This window comes from Pseudomonas sp. NPDC008258, from assembly GCF_042956345.1.
Classification (GTDB): domain Bacteria; phylum Pseudomonadota; class Gammaproteobacteria; order Pseudomonadales; family Pseudomonadaceae; genus Aquipseudomonas.
The window spans coordinates 288,047-303,137 of the sequence record NZ_JBIBGE010000002.1 but is presented as its reverse complement, the minus strand read 5'-3'; the positions used below and the strand labels follow the sequence as shown (position 1 = coordinate 303,137).

General features: G+C 62.4%; 12 protein-coding genes and 4 tRNA genes. All 16 read right to left on the bottom strand.

Features of this window, described 5'->3' with window-relative positions; genetic code table 11:
* Positions 1 to 13: 13 nt before the first annotated feature.
* Positions 14 to 90: transfer RNA gene (locus ACFY9W_RS02870), tRNA-Arg, on the bottom strand.
* A gap of 74 nt (positions 91 to 164) precedes the next feature.
* A tRNA-Arg gene (locus ACFY9W_RS02865) sits at positions 165 to 241 on the bottom strand.
* 71 nt (positions 242 to 312) lie between these two features.
* Positions 313 to 389: transfer RNA gene (locus ACFY9W_RS02860), tRNA-Arg, on the bottom strand.
* 106 nt (positions 390 to 495) lie between these two features.
* Positions 496 to 586: transfer RNA gene (locus ACFY9W_RS02855), tRNA-Ser, on the bottom strand.
* Positions 587 to 658: 72 nt separating this feature from the next.
* On the bottom strand, positions 659 to 847 hold the full coding sequence (gene csrA, locus ACFY9W_RS02850; RefSeq protein ID WP_003254503.1) for a carbon storage regulator CsrA: 189 nt from the start codon (positions 845 to 847) through the stop codon (positions 659 to 661).
* Between the two features lie 161 nt (positions 848 to 1,008).
* Positions 1,009 to 2,244, bottom strand: a complete 1,236-nt coding sequence (locus ACFY9W_RS02845) for an aspartate kinase (protein WP_019099135.1) — start codon at positions 2,242 to 2,244, stop codon at positions 1,009 to 1,011.
* Between the two features lie 84 nt (positions 2,245 to 2,328).
* Positions 2,329 to 4,953 (bottom strand): alanine--tRNA ligase, encoded by a 2,625-nt coding sequence (gene alaS / locus ACFY9W_RS02840; protein ID WP_391125445.1) that lies wholly within the window; start codon positions 4,951 to 4,953, stop codon positions 2,329 to 2,331.
* Positions 4,954 to 5,257: 304 nt separating this feature from the next.
* A complete protein-coding gene (gene astE, locus ACFY9W_RS02835; protein ID WP_391125442.1) occupies positions 5,258 to 6,265 on the bottom strand; it encodes a succinylglutamate desuccinylase in 1,008 nt (335 codons plus the stop codon).
* Between the two features lie 10 nt (positions 6,266 to 6,275).
* The gene (locus ACFY9W_RS02830) at positions 6,276 to 6,566 is read right to left on the bottom strand and encodes a topoisomerase II (RefSeq protein ID WP_003256592.1); all 291 of its coding nucleotides are present in this window, start codon (positions 6,564 to 6,566) and stop codon (positions 6,276 to 6,278) included.
* A gap of 14 nt (positions 6,567 to 6,580) precedes the next feature.
* Positions 6,581 to 7,930: an N-succinylarginine dihydrolase gene (astB, locus tag ACFY9W_RS02825; protein ID WP_391125439.1), complete on the bottom strand. Its 1,350-nt coding sequence runs from the start codon at positions 7,928 to 7,930 to the stop codon at positions 6,581 to 6,583.
* 22 nt (positions 7,931 to 7,952) lie between these two features.
* Positions 7,953 to 9,416: a succinylglutamate-semialdehyde dehydrogenase gene (astD, locus tag ACFY9W_RS02820; RefSeq protein WP_391125436.1), complete on the bottom strand. Its 1,464-nt coding sequence runs from the start codon at positions 9,414 to 9,416 to the stop codon at positions 7,953 to 7,955.
* Complete coding sequence (gene astA, locus ACFY9W_RS02815; RefSeq protein ID WP_391125433.1) at positions 9,417 to 10,445, bottom strand: arginine N-succinyltransferase; 1,029 nt, start codon at positions 10,443 to 10,445, stop codon at positions 9,417 to 9,419.
* Between the two features lie 78 nt (positions 10,446 to 10,523).
* On the bottom strand, positions 10,524 to 11,543 hold the full coding sequence (gene aruF / locus ACFY9W_RS02810) for an arginine/ornithine succinyltransferase subunit alpha (protein ID WP_391125430.1): 1,020 nt from the start codon (positions 11,541 to 11,543) through the stop codon (positions 10,524 to 10,526).
* A 135-nt stretch (positions 11,544 to 11,678) separates the two neighbouring features.
* Positions 11,679 to 12,899: an acetylornithine/succinylornithine family transaminase gene (locus ACFY9W_RS02805; RefSeq protein WP_391125427.1), complete on the bottom strand. Its 1,221-nt coding sequence runs from the start codon at positions 12,897 to 12,899 to the stop codon at positions 11,679 to 11,681.
* Positions 12,900 to 13,241: 342 nt separating this feature from the next.
* Positions 13,242 to 14,222: a transcriptional regulator ArgR gene (gene argR, locus ACFY9W_RS02800; protein WP_391125424.1), complete on the bottom strand. Its 981-nt coding sequence runs from the start codon at positions 14,220 to 14,222 to the stop codon at positions 13,242 to 13,244.
* Positions 14,223 to 14,320: 98 nt separating this feature from the next.
* Positions 14,321 to 15,085, bottom strand: coding sequence for an ATP-binding cassette domain-containing protein (locus ACFY9W_RS02795; protein ID WP_391125421.1), 765 nt, complete (start codon positions 15,083 to 15,085; stop codon positions 14,321 to 14,323).
* Positions 15,086 to 15,091 lie beyond the last annotated feature (6 nt).

The window sequence follows — 15,091 nt, the reverse complement described above, 5'->3', positions numbered from 1 at the left end:
CACTTCAAGAAAGTGGCGGACTCAGCAGGATTCGAACCTGCGACCGCTCGGTTCGTAGCCGAGTACTCTATCCAGCTGAGCTATGAGTCCGCGATTGGCAGTTTTAGACCAGGTTACCGCTGGTTGACTGAAGCAGCTTTGCAAGCAGAGCCACTTCAAGAAAGTGGCGGACTCAGCAGGATTCGAACCTGCGACCGCTCGGTTCGTAGCCGAGTACTCTATCCAGCTGAGCTATGAGTCCGCGATTGGAAGTTTTAGACCAGATACCGCTGGTTGATTGAAGCAGCCTTGCAAACAAAGCCACTTCAAAAGTGGCGGACTCAGCAGGATTCGAACCTGCGACCGCTCGGTTCGTAGCCGAGTACTCTATCCAGCTGAGCTATGAGTCCGTGTCTTGCCGCGCATTATAGGTCGCTGAAACATTTTTGCAAGAACGTTTTCGTTTAAAATCAACTACTTAGCGTTCTTACCGTTTACAGCGCCCTACGCAAATAATGGCGGTGAAGGGGGGATTCGAACCCCCGATACCCTTATGAGGTATACTCCCTTAGCAGGGGAGCGCCTTCGGCCACTCGGCCACCTCACCGCAACACGAGGCGAATATTAAAGAACCTCTTTCACCTTTGCAACCCTTTTTTTGAAAAAAACTTCAAAAAAATTAAAGGCTTGGCTCTTCATCCTTCTCCTTCTTGATCCGCAGGTAGATTTCCTCGCGGTGAACGGCCACTTCTTTAGGGGCGCTGACGCCAATACGCACCTGGTTGCCTTTGACGCCGAGCACCGTCACGGTGATCTCGCCGTCTCCAATGATCAGGCTCTCGGCGCACCGACGAGTCAGAATCAACATAGCTTTCTCCTTACGCAAACATTCAGGGGTAACAGTCTTGGGTGTCAGGGCCGGTCGTGGCCGACTGGCCCGATTACGCGCCACACAGGGCAGGACAGGGCCTGCGTGGCGAGCAGAAACGCGAAGGGCGCGGCACCAGCCGCGCCCTCCCAGGCAGCGCCTTACTCGCCCTGTCGGGCAGGGGCGTCGAGCTCGAACGCGGTGTGCAGTGCGCGCACGGCCAGCTCCAGGTATTTCTCTTCGATCACGACCGAGACCTTGATCTCGGAAGTGGAGATCATCTGGATGTTGATGCTCTCCTTGGCCAGCGCTTCGAACATGCGGCTGGCAACACCGGCGTGCGAACGCATGCCGACGCCAACGATCGAGACCTTGGCAATCTTGGTATCGCCGATCACTTCACGGGCACCGATTTCGCGGGCGGTGTTTTCCAGCACGCTTTGCGCCTTCTCGTACTCGTTGCGGTGTACGGTGAAGGTGAAGTCGGTGGTGTTATCGTGGGCGACGTTCTGCACGATCATGTCCACTTCGATGTTCGAAGCGCTGATCGGGCCGAGGATCTTGAAGGCCACGCCCGGGGTGTCCGGCACGCCGCGAATGGTCAGCTTGGCTTCATCACGGTTGAAGGCGATACCGGAAATGATCGGCTGTTCCATGGATTCCTCTTCATCAATGGTAATGAGGGTACCCGGACCCTCCTTGAAGCTGTGCAGCACGCGCAGCGGAACGTTGTACTTGCCGGCGAACTCCACCGAACGGATCTGCAGCACCTTGGAACCGAGGCTGGCCATTTCCAGCATCTCTTCGAAGGTGATCTTCTCCAGGCGCTGGGCCTGCGGCACAACACGCGGGTCAGTGGTGTAGACGCCATCGACGTCGGTGTAGATCTGGCACTCGTCAGCCTTCAGCGCCGCCGCCAGGGCCACGCCTGTGGTGTCGGAGCCGCCACGGCCCAGGGTGGTGATGCTGCCGTGCTCGTCCACACCCTGGAAGCCCGCAACCACGACCACACGGCCTTCCTTGAGGTCGGCGCGAATTTTCTGATCGTCGATCTGCAGGATGCGCGCCTTGTTGTGCGCGCTGTCGGTGAGAATGCGCACCTGGTTGCCGGTGTAGGACACCGCTGGTACACCGCGCTTGATCAAGGCCATGGTCAGCAGGGCAATGGTGACCTGCTCACCGGTCGACACGATCACGTCCAGCTCACGCGGAACTGGCTGATCAGTGATCTGCTTGGCCAGGTCGATCAGGCGATTGGTTTCACCGCTCATGGCCGACAATACAACCACCAGGTCGTCGCCCGCTTCACGGTGTTTCTTGACCTTTTCGGCTACCTGCTCGATCCGCTCGATGGAACCGACAGAGGTGCCGCCAAATTTCTGTACGATCAACGCCATTTCAATGGTGCCTCAGCCCATACAGGGCCCCAAAAAACAATCCAACATGAAGGGGTGGATGACTAGACCATCCACCCCTTCATCTCAAAGTCCCTGCTCTGCGAATGGCACGGCCAGCGCCAGGGCCTGGTCCAGTGCAGCGACGTCGACGCCACCACCCTGGGCCATGTCCGGACGGCCACCGCCCTTGCCACCCACCGCCGCAGCGGCTTGTTTCATCAGATCGCCAGCCTTGAGTTGGCTGGAGAGGTCTTTGGTCACGCCGGCCACCAGCACGACCTTGCCCTCATGCTCGCTGCCCAGCAGGATCACTGCGTGGCCGAGCTTGTTCTTCAGCTGATCGACCAGGGCCAGCAGTGCCTTGCCATCCTGCCCATCCAGGCGGGCAGCAAGTACCTTGGCGCCCTTGACCTCAACGGCCGCATTGGAGAGATCGTCCCCGGCGGCGCTGGCGGCCTTGGCCTGCAGCTGTTCCAGCTGCTTCTCCAGCTGGCGGTTGCGCTCGAGCACAGCCGACAGCTTGTCGATCAGGTTGTCGCGGTTACCTTTCACCAGTTGTGCGGCTTCCTTGACCTGCTCTTCGGCAGCGTTCAGGTAGGCCAGCGCTGCTGCACCGGTAACCGCTTCGATACGACGCACGCCAGAGGCCACGCCGCCTTCGCTGATGATCTTGAACAGGCTGATGTCACCGGTGCGCTTGGCGTGGATACCGCCGCACAGCTCCACCGAGAAATCACCGCCCATGCTCAGCACACGCACCGTGTCACCGTACTTCTCGCCGAACAGCGCCATGGCACCTTTGGCCTTGGCGGTTTCGATGTCGGTCAGTTCGGTTTCCACCGGGGTGTTCTTGCGCACTTCGCGGTTGACGATGTCTTCCAGCTGCTTGATCTGCTCTGGCTTGACCGCCTCGAAGTGGCTGAAGTCGAAACGCAGGCGCTGGCTGTCGACCAGCGAGCCCTTCTGCTGCACATGCTCGCCCAGTACCTGGCGCAGCGCTTCGTGCAGCAGGTGGGTGGCGGAGTGGTTCAGCGAGGTGGCGTGCTGTACATCGGCATCAACCTTGGCCTCGACTGGCGAACCGATCACCAGCGCACCGCTGGCGACCACGCCGTGGTGCAGGAAGGCACCGCCGGTCTTGGTGGTGTCGCGCACGTCGAAGCGCGCAGCGCCGGCCTGCAGGAAGCCGGTGTCACCCACCTGGCCACCGGACTCGGCGTAGAACGGCGTGCGATCGAGCACGACCACGCCCTGCTCGCCTTCACCCAGCTGGTCGACGGCCTGACCGTCCTTGTACAGGGCGATGATCTTGCCTTGGCCTTCGGTGGCGTCGTAGCCGAGGAACTCGGTGGCGCTATCGACCTTGACCAGGCTGTTGTAGTCCATGCCAAAGGCGCTGGCGGAACGCGCACGCTCACGCTGGGCGTCCATTTCGCGCTCGAAGCCGGCTTCGTCGATGGTCAGCTCGCGCTCACGGGCGATGTCGGCAGTCAGGTCCATCGGGAAGCCGTAGGTGTCATACAGCTTGAACACCACGTCGCCCGGTACCACGTCGCCTTTGAGCTGGGCCAGGTCCTGCTCGAGGATGCGCAGGCCCTGCTCCAGGGTCTTGGCAAACTGCTCTTCTTCAGCCTTGAGCACACGTTCGATGTGCGCTTGCTGGCTCTTCAGCTCCGGGAAGGCTTCGCCCATTTCGGCGGCCAGTGCGGCAACGATCTGGTAGAAGAAGCTGCCCTTGGCGCCCAGCTTGTTGCCATGGCGGCAGGCGCGACGAATGATGCGGCGCAGCACGTAGCCACGGCCTTCGTTGGACGGCAGCACGCCGTCGGCGATCAGGAAACCGCACGAACGGATGTGGTCGGCCACCACTTTCAGCGAGGCCTGGCCGTCGTTGCTGCAACCGATGGCCTGGGCCGCGGCGGTCAGCAGGTTCTGGAACAGGTCGATCTCGTAGTTCGAGTGCACGTGCTGCAGCACGGCGCTGACACGCTCCAGGCCCATGCCGGTGTCTACCGACGGCGCTGGCAGCGGGTGCAGCACGCCGTCGGCGGTGCGGTTGAACTGCATGAAAACGTTGTTCCAGATCTCGATGTAGCGGTCGCCGTCTTCTTCTGGCGAGCCGGGTGGGCCGCCCCAGATGTCCGCGCCGTGGTCGTAGAAGATCTCGGTGCATGGGCCGCACGGGCCAGTGTCGCCCATGGTCCAGAAGTTGTCAGAGGCGTACGGTGCGCCTTTGTTGTCGCCAATGCGCACCATGCGCTCTTCTGGCACGCCGACTTCCTTGGTCCAGATATCGTAGGCTTCGTCGTCGGTGGCGTAGACGGTTACCCAGAGCTTTTCCTTGGGCAGGTTCAGCCATTTGTCCGAGGTCAGGAAGGTCCAGGCGAAAGTGATGGCATCGCGCTTGAAATAGTCGCCGAAGCTGAAGTTGCCCAGCATTTCGAAGAAGGTGTGGTGACGCGCGGTGTAACCGACGTTTTCCAGGTCGTTGTGCTTACCACCGGCGCGCACGCACTTCTGGCTGCTGACAGCACGGGTGTAGGCACGCTTCTCCGCACCGAGGAAGCAGTCCTTGAACTGGTTCATGCCGGCATTGGTGAACAGCAAGGTTGGGTCGTTGTTCGGGATCAGCGAACTGGAGGCGACTCGGGTATGGCCCTGCTCTTCGAAGAAGCGAAGGAAGGCTTCACGGATTTCTGCGCTTTTCATAGGTTCTTCCACGGAAACGGCGGCCCAGTTGGGCAAACACGTCGACGAAACGACGGCAAAGGGCCGCATTATATCGGTCCTGCAATCTCGATGCAGTGTGTTTATACGATAGAAACCGTCGTTTGAACGGTTTTTCAGGCTATGCAAACGAAAATGACATGCCCGGATGCTAAATCCTGCCTTTCGCCACTGGCAAGCCAATTACCGCTGATGGGGAGGGAAAATGGAACAGGCGGTGAATTAAAAGGTTTTCATCATGGATGGGATCCGAAACCGAGTCGCCTGCTTCGCGGGCGACTCGGTATCAGCCCAGCCGCTGCCCCGAATCCGGAACGATCAGGATGCCAGCCCGCAAGCCATTCTTGACCTTGGGGTTGGGGAAAATGATGCGTGCGCCCTCCTCCTCGACCACCCAGCGCGTCTCGGCCAGGTCTTCGGCCAGCAGGTAGCCCTTGCTCAACTCGGAAAAGTTCTCGATGTCTGCGGGCAAATGCAGGTGGAAACTGTCGCTGTGCTTGATGATCTCGCGGGAGACACTGAACAGTTGCAGGCCATCGAGCGAGCCCTCGCCCTCGGGCTCGGTCCCCTCGATGATGCGGATCAGCCGCTCTTCCAGCCTGTCGAGGTTGACCTGCTCGTTCTGACCAAACGGGCGGGCCTTGCCCAACTCCAGGGTGAAGGCTTCGGCATCCAGCTGTTCGTAGGTGAAGGCACTGAAGGTGATGGAAGACTTGCTTTGCAGCAGCACCGCCTCCATGCCGGCCGCCGCCAGGCGCGCCAGTTCGCGGCGGGAATGCTTGCGCCCCTCTTTATAGGGGTACAAGGCGAACTGCTCGATCTTGGAACCGCGAATTGCGGTATGCAGGTCGTAATGCAGGCGGCTGCGCCCCGGTTTGCTGAAGAACACCCGGGCAAACTGCTCAAGCTCCGCGGCACGCAGTGCCTCGAAACCACTGGAAAGCTCATGCCGGCCGTTGAACAGGCGATTGATGTCCTGCTCGATGAAACGCTCGCCCTTGCGGATCGCCGCCGGGTTGCCGAACAGGAACAGCAACCGTGCCTTGGGCTTGATCTTGCCGTTGGCCACGCCGTGCAGCAGCCGTTCGAGCAACTCGATCGGCGCCGTTTCGTTGCCATGGATGCCGGCGGACAACAGCAAGTCCAGCCCGCAATCCTCGCTCTCGGCAGGGCGCACTTCCAACGCGCCCTCCCCCAGCCAGCGCAAACGCGCGCCCTTGGGTGTCACTTGGGTCTTCTCGGCCGGTTCGTGATCGGTGAGGGTCAGCTCAAGCAATTTGCCAAGGGCGAGCATAGGGACTTCCTTAGTGGTGGTGGCCGCAGTCGGGGCCATGGACGTGATCGTCGTCTTCGCCAACCTCGGCCGGCTCCATTTCCAGCTGCAGGCTGACCAGGTTGGTGGCCATCGGGCGCAGCAGCAGGTTGGCGTACTCGGTGTCGTCTTCCTCGACATCCACACCGATCAGCAGCTGGCCACGGCCATCCTGCTGAATCCACACTTCCTTGCCTTGCCAAACCACGGCAAAACGGGTGCAGGAGGTTTCCAGCTGGGTGCCGTCTTCATCTTCAAGGATCAGGCGCAGGGCGTCGGTCATTGCAAAGTCTCTCTTCAAGGTTGTCGTTGGAACGGGTACACCGAACCCAACTTCAGGATCTGGGTCAATTCGTCCAGTGCCGTACGGCATTCCACCAGCAGTTGCGGGTCGGCCAGGTCCGCCTCGACGAGGCGATCGCGGTAATGCTTGTCGACCCACTGCACCAGGGTGTCGTACAGCGGGGCGGTCATGATAACGCCTTGGTTGACCGCCGCCAGTTCCGATTCCTTCAACGCCACGCGCAAACGCAGGCAGGCCGGCCCACCACCGTTCTGCATGCTTTGCTTGAGGTCGAATACCTTGACCTCCCTGACCGGGCCACCTTGGCTGGTCAGTTGCCCCAGGTAAGCCCAGACCCGCTCATTGTTGCGGCACTCTTCCGGCACCACCAGCAGCATGGAGCCGTCGTCGCGGCTGAGCAGCTGGCTGTTGAACAGGTAGGAACGCACCGCGTCTTCCACCGCCACCGCCGCCCGCGGCACACAGATGGCCTGGAAGTTGCCACCCTTGCTGGCCAGTTTAGCTCGCAGCTGGCCAAGCACCGCGTCAGTCTCGAGGAAAGCGTCCTCGTGATAAAACAGCACCTCGCCGTTACCCACCGAAATCACATCGTTGTGGAACACGCCCTGGTCGATCACCGCCGGGTTCTGTTGAGCGTAGACCACACCGCCATCACTCAGCCCATGCAGCCGGGCCACGGCCTGCGAGGCCTCCAGGGTTTGCCGGGCCGGGTACTTCTGCGGCGCCGGGTAGCGGCTGTCGAAGGCACTGCGGCCATAAACGAAGAACTCCACACCCGCTTCGCCATAGGCACGGCAGAAGCGCGTGTGGTTGGCCGCGCCCTCGTCACCGAACTGTGCCACGGCAGGCAATGCTGCGTGGTGGGCAAAGTGTTTCTCGTTGTTGAACATGGCACCCAGCACGCGGCTGGTGGTCGGGTGCTCGATGCTACGGTGGTACTTGCAGTTCAGGTTGGCAGCAGTGAAATGCACGCGGCCATCCGCGGTGTCGGCACTGGGGCTGACCGTGGCAGCGTTGGCCACCCACATGCTCGACGCCGAGCAGCTGGCCACCAGCAACGGCATGGCCTCCTTGGCTGCACGCTGGATCACCTCGGCATCGCTGCCGCTGAAGCCCAGGCGGCGCAGTGCGGCCACATCCGGGCGTTCTTGTGGCGCCAGCACGCCTTGCTTGAAGCCCATGTCGGCCAGCGCTTTCATTTTTGCCAGGCCCTGGCGCGCCGCTTCGCGCGGGTTGGAGCCTTGCTGGCTGTTGCTTTGCGAAGCCACGTTGCCGTAGGACAGGCCGCCGTAATTGTGGGTAGGCCCCACCAGGCCATCAAAATTCACTTCATAGGATTTCATCGGCTAGGCTCCGTGACTGTTGTTATAGGGTGATGCCCGGCGTCAGGGTCGCCGGCAAGGCAAGGCTGGCGGTTTCCAGCGAAGCCACGGGGTAAGCGCAGTAGTCAGCCGCGTAGTAGGCACTGGCGCGATGGTTGCCACTGGCGCCCACGCCGCCGAACGGTGCACTGCTGGCGGCACCCGTGAGCTGCTTGTTCCAGTTGACGATGCCGGCGCGGCTGCGCAACCAGAAGTACTGGTAGCGAGCGCGTGAATCGGACAACAACCCGGCGGCCAGGCCGTACTGGGTGTTGTTGGCTTCATCGATGGCCGCATCGAAATCGTCATAACGGATGACTTGCAGCAGTGGGCCGAAGAATTCCTCGTCCGGGCGCCCGGCCACGCCAGTGACATCGACAATACCCGGGGTCAAAAGCGCGGCATCGGCCTGAGGCTGGGTCATTTCCAGCAGTTTCACGCCACCTTTGCTGAGCAGGTCTGCCTGGGCGCTCATCAGCCCCTGCGCAGCCTGCAGCGAAATCACCGAGCCCATGAACGGCGCCGGCTGCTCATCGAACGCGCCTACCGTGATGGTTTTGCACACCTCGACCAGGCGGGTGAGCAGCGCATCACCCCAGGCACCTTGCGGCACCAGCAGGCGGCGCGCGCACGTGCAACGCTGGCCGGCGGAAATGAACGCAGACTGGATAATGGTGTACACCGCAGCGTCAATGTCCTTGACCTCGTCCACCACCAGCGGGTTGTTGCCACCCATTTCCAGGGCCAGGATCTTGTCCGGGCGGCCAGCGAACTGCTGGTGCAGCACGTTGCCGGTGCGGCTGGAACCGGTGAAGAACAAGCCATCGATCCCAGGGTTGGCGGCCAGCGCCACACCGGTTTCGCGTGCGCCCTGCACCAGGTTCAACACACCCGCTGGCAGGCCGGCGGCGATCCAGCAGTTGACCGTCAGCTCGGCGACCTTGGGCGTGAGCTCGCTGGGCTTGAACACCACGCAGTTGCCCGCCAACAACGCCGGCACGATATGGCCATTGGGCAGGTGGCCCGGGAAGTTGTAGGGGCCGAACACCGCCACCACACCGTGGGGCTTGTGCCGCAGCACGGCCGTGGCGTCGGCCAGCGGGCCGCTCTTTTCCCCGGTGCGCTCGCGGTAGCTCTGTACCGAGATTGCGACCTTGTTGATCATGCTGGTGACTTCGGTTGCCGACTCCCACAGGGGCTTGCCGGTTTCCTCGCCAATGCACTGGGCCATGGCCTCGGCATGCGCCTTGAGCTGTGCGGCAAACCTCTCCAGCACATCGATGCGCGCTTCCAGGCTCAGTTGCGCCCAGGCCGGAAAAGCCTGCCGCGCCGCCTGCACGGCAGCGTCCACCTGGCTTGCGTCAGCGCCCTGCCCTTGCCAGATCACGGCCTGGGTCACCGGGTTCAGCGATTGCAGGCTTTCGCCACGGCCGGCCTGCCAATTGCCTGCGATGTAATGCGTGGTCATTTACTGGGCCTCCCGGCTTGCCGACAGCGGCACGGCGCGCACGTTGTCACCCGCGCCCATACGCAGGCGCTTGGCGGTCAACGGGTCGACCACCAGGGTACCGGCGGCCAGCCGCGCAGGTGCCGCCGTGATACGGCAATCGTCGCGCTTGCGGTTGTGGATGATGTAAGGGGTGGCGTCATCGCCCGGCGTGCCAACCGCCAGCACCAGGGTCTGGCTCTCACGCACCGCGCGGATCCTGGCGGTGTCGCATTCGATGGCAGGGCCGGCGTCAAAGATGTCGACGTAACCCTGATAGTTGAAGCCTTCCTGCTTGAGCATCGCCAGCGCTGGCTCGGTGTCTTTGTGCACGCGGCCGATCACGTCACGCGCCGCCTCGGAAAGGAAGCAGGTGTACAGCGGGAACTTGGGCATCAGCTCGGCGATGAACGACTTGTTGCCAACGCCGGTGAGGTAGTCGGCCTGGCTGAATTCCATCTTGAAGAAATGCCGGCCCAGGCTTTCCCAGAACGGCGAGCGGCCCTGCTCATCCGACATGCCGCGCATTTCGGCGATGATCTTCTTGCCGAACAGCTCCGGGAACTCGGCAATGAACAGCATGCGTGCACGCGACAGCAGGCGGCCATTGAGGCCGGAGCGGTAGTCGCCCCGCAGGAACAGCGAGCACAGCTCAGAGTTGCCAGTCAGGTCGTTGGCCAGGAACAGCGTCGGGATTTCGCGGTAGATCTTCAGCTCCTGCGAAGCGCTGACGGTCAGGCCGACCCGGTAGTTGTACCAAGGCTCGCGCAGGCCGACGGCACCGGCGATGGCACTGATGCCGACCACCAGGCCTTCGTCGTTTTCCAGCACGAACAGGTAGTCGGTGTCGCCACGCTCGGCCTCGCCACGGAAGCTCTTTTCCGCCCAGCCAACGCGCTGCCCCAGGCGCTCTTCGTTGGCCGGCAGCGTGGTCAGCCCGGTGGTGCCGGTGCTGCGTGCCAATTCGATCAACGCAGGCAAATCGCTGCTGCGTACAGGACGAACGATCATGCTATCTCCTTGTGCGGCGGCGTCGGCCGGCGCAGAACTCTTCTAACGCATCAATCCCGAAACGTCTGTTACCAGACCTCAGACCGCGACCAGGCGCACGCTGGCACCCTCACCAACGCCCAACGCGTCGGCCGCAGCCTCGCTCAGGCTGACCGGCTTGCCGGGTACCCAGTCGAGCTCCAGCAGCACGGCGCGGTAGTCCTGCAACTGGCCATTGCACACCAGGTACGGGCGCCCGCCCTTGGCCGTGCCCTCCTCGATCTTCACGGGTACAACACGGCTCTGGGCAATCGAGCGAACACCCGAAGTACGCGCATGCAGGGTCGGGCCGCCGTCGAAGATGTCGATGTAGTGCTCGGTCTCGAAGCCTTCACGCATGAGGATGTCAAACGTGATTTGCGCCCGCGGGTGCACCTGCCCCATGGCCTCCTGCGCTTCGTCAGGCAACAGCGGCACATAGATTGGGTAGTGCGGCATCAGTTCGGCGAGAAAGGTACGGCTCTTCAGGCCACACAGGCGCTCGGCGTCGGAATAGTTGAGGTCGAAGAAATTACGGCCAATGGCATCCCAGAACGGCGACTCGCCCTGCTCGTCGCTGTAGCCAACGATTTCGGTCACCAGCGAGTCGGCGAAACGCTCCGGATGCGCCGCCATGAACAGCAGCCGGCCGCGCGAATTGAGCTCGGCCCAGCCACTGTCTACCAGTTCCGGCAATACATAGAAGCTGGTCAGCAGGCTGTTGCCGGTCAGGTCGTGACACAGCGACAGCACGTGGATCTTGTTGTGGATCTTCAGCTCGCGCGAAGCGTGCACGAAGGTTTCGTTACGAAAGCTGTAGAACGGCTCGGAGTAGCCCGCCGAAGCGACAATGGCCGAGCAGCCGGCCAGCTTGCCGGTTTCGTTGTCTTCGAGCACGAAGAAGTAGCTTTCTTCACCGTTGAAGCTGACCTCGGCGGCGAAGGAAGTCTCGGAGGCGGCGATTTTGTCGCCCAGGCGAGCAGCGTCGTCCGGCAGCGAGGTGACACCAACGGGGCTGTCTGCAGCCATGCGCTGCACTTCGTTCAGATCAGCCATTTGCGCGGGGCGCATCACCAGCATGGTGTCACTCCTTTGGAATACGGGCCGCTCACGGCGGCACGGAAAAACGGCAGGCGCATGGGCACCTGCACTGGAATCGGGTATCGCCGGCCCGGCTCAGCCATGGCTGGGGCCGGCGAAGGGACCGCAGGCGGGTCAGCCTTTGGTCAGGGTGGCCACGGCGCGCTCGAAGCGGTCCAGGCCTTCATCGATGTCGGCGTCTTCAACCACCAGGCTTGGCGCGAAGCGGACCACGTCCGGGCCGGCCTGCAGCACCATCACGCCTTCTTTCTCGGCGGCGTTGAGCACGTCCTTGGCCTTGCCTTGCCAGGCTTCGGTCAGCACGCAGCCCAGCAGCAGGCCAACACCACGTACCTGGGTGAACAGGTTGTACTTCTGGCCGATCTGCTCCAGGCGGGCCTTGAAGCGCTCATGCTTGGCCTTGATGCCGGCCAGGGTTTCCGGGGTGTTGATCACATCCAGCACCGCGCAGGCAACGGCACAGCCCAGCGGGTTGCCGCCGTAGGTGGTGCCGTGGGTGCCGACAGCCAGGTGCTTGGCCAGCTCGCTGGTGGTCAGCATGGCGCCGATCGGGAAACCGCCGCCCAGGCTCTTGGCACTGGTGAGGATGTCTGGCGTTACGCCGTAGTGCTGGTAGGCATACAGCGAACCGGTACGGCCAACGCCCGTCTGCACTTCGTCAAAAATCAACAGGGCGTTGTGCTCGTCACACAGCTTGCGTGCACCTTCCAGGTAGGCCTTGTCGGCCGGCACCACACCGCTCTCGCCCTGGATCGGCTCGATCACCACGGCGCAGGTCTTGTCGGAAATCTGTGCCTTCAGCGCTTCCAGGTCGTTGTAGGGCACGTGGCTGATGCCGGTGATCTTCGGGCCGAAGCCGTCGGAGTACTTCGGCTGGCCGCCGACGCTGACGGTAAACAGGGTGCGGCCGTGGAAGCTGTTCACGGTGGCAATGATTTCGTGCTTTTCCGGGCCGAAGCGGTCATGGGCGACGCGGCGGGCCAGCTTGAAGGCAGCCTCGTTGGACTCGGCGCCGGAGTTGCAGAAGAAGGCGCGGTCGGCAAAGGTGGCGTCCACCAGCTTGTGGGCCAGGCGCAGGGCCGGCTCGTTGGTGAACACGTTGGATACGTGCCAGAGGGTGTTGGCCTGGTCGGTCAGGGCCTTGACCAGTGCCGGATGGCAGTGGCCCAGGGCGTTCACCGCGATGCCACCGGCAAAGTCGATCAACTCGCGACCCGACTGGTCCCAGACGCGGGAACCCTCGCCTCGCACAGGAATGAAGGCCGCCGGAGAATAGTTGGGGACCATGACCTGGTCGAAATCGGCACGTTGCACCGGGGCTTGCTCAACGGACATCTGAGTCTCCTGAAGAGGAACGCTGGCCTGGAAGTGGCGAGCGATGGGGGGATTGTAAGGACTGATCCGCGCCTGTCCTTGCGGCCAAGCGACAACTTGTTACAGCGCAAAACCCAGTTTTGACAAGGCTTTCGGCAATGCGACAAACACTGTCGCAATCGCGCAGTGTACGGGAGAGAGGGGGCTGGGTGAACGGGTGTTCACATATAGAGGAGTGGTTGCCTGCACTGGCCCTATCGCCGGCAAGCCAGCTCCCACAAGTACCGCGCAACCATCAGGGCCTGTGGTGATCCTGTGGGAGCGGGCGTGCCCGCGAAAGGGCCGGCACAGGAGAAGGGAATGTCAGCCCTTTTCAGCCGGCGCCGAGCTCAACTCGAACGGGCTGCTGCTGCGCCGCTGGTTGCGGTCTTCCCGCGGGGTAGCACCGAAGAAGTTGCGATAGGCACTGGAAAAATGCGGCCCCGACGAGAACCCACAGGACAACCCGATCTGGATGATCGACTTGCTGGTCTGCATCAGCATCTGCCGCGCCTTGTTCAGCCGCAGTTCCAGGTAGTACTGGCTCGGCACACGGTTCAGATACTGCTTGAAGATGCGCTCCAGTTGCCGGCGCGACACGCACACATGCTGGGCAATCTCGTCGGTGGTCAGCGGCTCTTCGATGTTGGCTTCCATCAACAGCACCGCCTGGGTCAGCTTGGGGTGGCTCGAACCCAGGCGGTTTTGCAGCGGAATCCGCTGGCGCTCGCCACCCTCGCGAATGCGCTCGACCACCAGCTCTTCCGACACCGCCCCCGCCAGCTCGGCGCCATGATCACGGGCCAGCACCGCCAGCAGCAGGTCGGTCACAGCCATGCCGCCACAGGCGGTCAAGCGGTCGCGATCCCAGTCAAAAAGGTGGCTGGTGGCGATGACCTTCGGGAAGCGCTCGGCAAAATCGTCCTGCCAGCGCCAGTGCACTGCTGCCCGGTACCCGTCGAGCAGGCCCAGCATCGCCAGCGGATAAACACCCGCAGACAGGCCGCCGACCATGCAACCACTGCGCGCCAGCTGCTTCAGCGCCGTGGACAACGCAGCCCCAACCGCCGCAGGCGGCTCGTCAGCAAGCAGAAACAGTTTGTGGCAACCTTCCAGGCGGCCAGCCCACGCCTCGCCAGGCAAGCGCCAGCTACCCTCCAGCGCAGGCTCGGCCTGCAGGAAGGCCAGTTCGTAGACCACATCCGGGTGCACCCGCTGCGCCACTAGCAACACTTCCTCGGCCAGCGCCAGGGTCAAAGGCCTGGTGCCGGGCCAGATGAGAAAACCGATTCGCTGGGTGGTCATAGGGTGCGGTCCGAAACCTGAGGTCGTTCGAGTCTGTGCGCCGGGTCAGGCTGCGCTCGTCGCGCAGCATGCCCTATTCTGGTGCAAAAATGCAGCTTTTACTTCAGGCTGCCGGAAAGGAACTGCTTCAGGCGCTCCGACTGCGGGTTTGCCAGCACTTCACGCGGGCAGCCGGTTTCTTCCACCAGGCCTTTGTGCAGGAACACCAGCTGGTTGGACACCTCGCGGGCAAAGCCCATTTCGTGGGTCACGACCACCATGGTCCGGCCTTCCTGTGCCAGCGCCTGCATCACCTTGAGCACATCACCCACCAGCTCGGGGTCGAGCGCCGAGGTCGGCTCGTCGAACAGCATAACCTCTGGCTCCATGGCCAGGGCCCGGGCAATTGCCACACGCTGTTGCTCACCACCCGACATATGCCCAGGGAAGGCGTCCTTGCGGTGGGCGACACCCACCTTGGCCAGGTAATGCTCGGCCTTCTCCAGCGCCTCCTTCTTGTTCATGCCCAGTACGTGTACCGGCGCTTCGATGATGTTTTCCAGCGCAGTCATGTGCGACCACAGATTGAAGTGCTGGAACACCATTGACAGGCGCGAACGCATGCGTTGCAACTGGCGCGGGTCGGCAGCCTTCAGCGCGCCGTCCTTGCCGGCCACCAGCTTCAGCTCTTCGTTGTTGAGCAGGATCTTGCCGGCATGCGGCTGTTCCAGCAGGTTGATGCAGCGCAGGAAGGTCGACTTGCCCGAACCACTGGAGCCGATGATGCTGATGACGTCGCCGGCCTTTGCCGCCAGGGACACGCCCTTGAGCACTTCATGGCTGCCGTAGCGCTTGTGCAGGTCTTGGACTTCGAGTTTGTACATGCTGTC

What these genes read in the sequence shown, in the direction of transcription:
- aruF (WP_391125430.1), bottom strand. Translation starts at nt 11,543, where the DNA reads ATGCTGGTGATGCGCCCCGCGCAAATGGCTGATCTGAACGAAGTGCAG.
- csrA (WP_003254503.1), bottom strand. Translation starts at nt 847, where the DNA reads ATGTTGATTCTGACTCGTCGGTGCGCCGAGAGCCTGATCATTGGAGAC.
- ACFY9W_RS02845 (WP_019099135.1), bottom strand. Translation starts at nt 2,244, where the DNA reads ATGGCGTTGATCGTACAGAAATTTGGCGGCACCTCTGTCGGTTCCATC.
- argR (WP_391125424.1), bottom strand. Translation starts at nt 14,222, where the DNA reads ATGACCACCCAGCGAATCGGTTTTCTCATCTGGCCCGGCACCAGGCCT.
- astE (WP_391125442.1), bottom strand. Translation starts at nt 6,265, where the DNA reads ATGCTCGCCCTTGGCAAATTGCTTGAGCTGACCCTCACCGATCACGAA.
- astD (WP_391125436.1), bottom strand. Translation starts at nt 9,416, where the DNA reads ATGACCACGCATTACATCGCAGGCAATTGGCAGGCCGGCCGTGGCGAA.
- astB (WP_391125439.1), bottom strand. Translation starts at nt 7,930, where the DNA reads ATGAAATCCTATGAAGTGAATTTTGATGGCCTGGTGGGGCCTACCCAC.
- ACFY9W_RS02795 (WP_391125421.1), bottom strand. Translation starts at nt 15,085, where the DNA reads ATGTACAAACTCGAAGTCCAAGACCTGCACAAGCGCTACGGCAGCCAT.
- astA (WP_391125433.1), bottom strand. Translation starts at nt 10,445, where the DNA reads ATGATCGTTCGTCCTGTACGCAGCAGCGATTTGCCTGCGTTGATCGAA.
- alaS (WP_391125445.1), bottom strand. Translation starts at nt 4,953, where the DNA reads ATGAAAAGCGCAGAAATCCGTGAAGCCTTCCTTCGCTTCTTCGAAGAG.
- ACFY9W_RS02805 (WP_391125427.1), bottom strand. Translation starts at nt 12,899, where the DNA reads ATGTCCGTTGAGCAAGCCCCGGTGCAACGTGCCGATTTCGACCAGGTC.
- ACFY9W_RS02830 (WP_003256592.1), bottom strand. Translation starts at nt 6,566, where the DNA reads ATGACCGACGCCCTGCGCCTGATCCTTGAAGATGAAGACGGCACCCAG.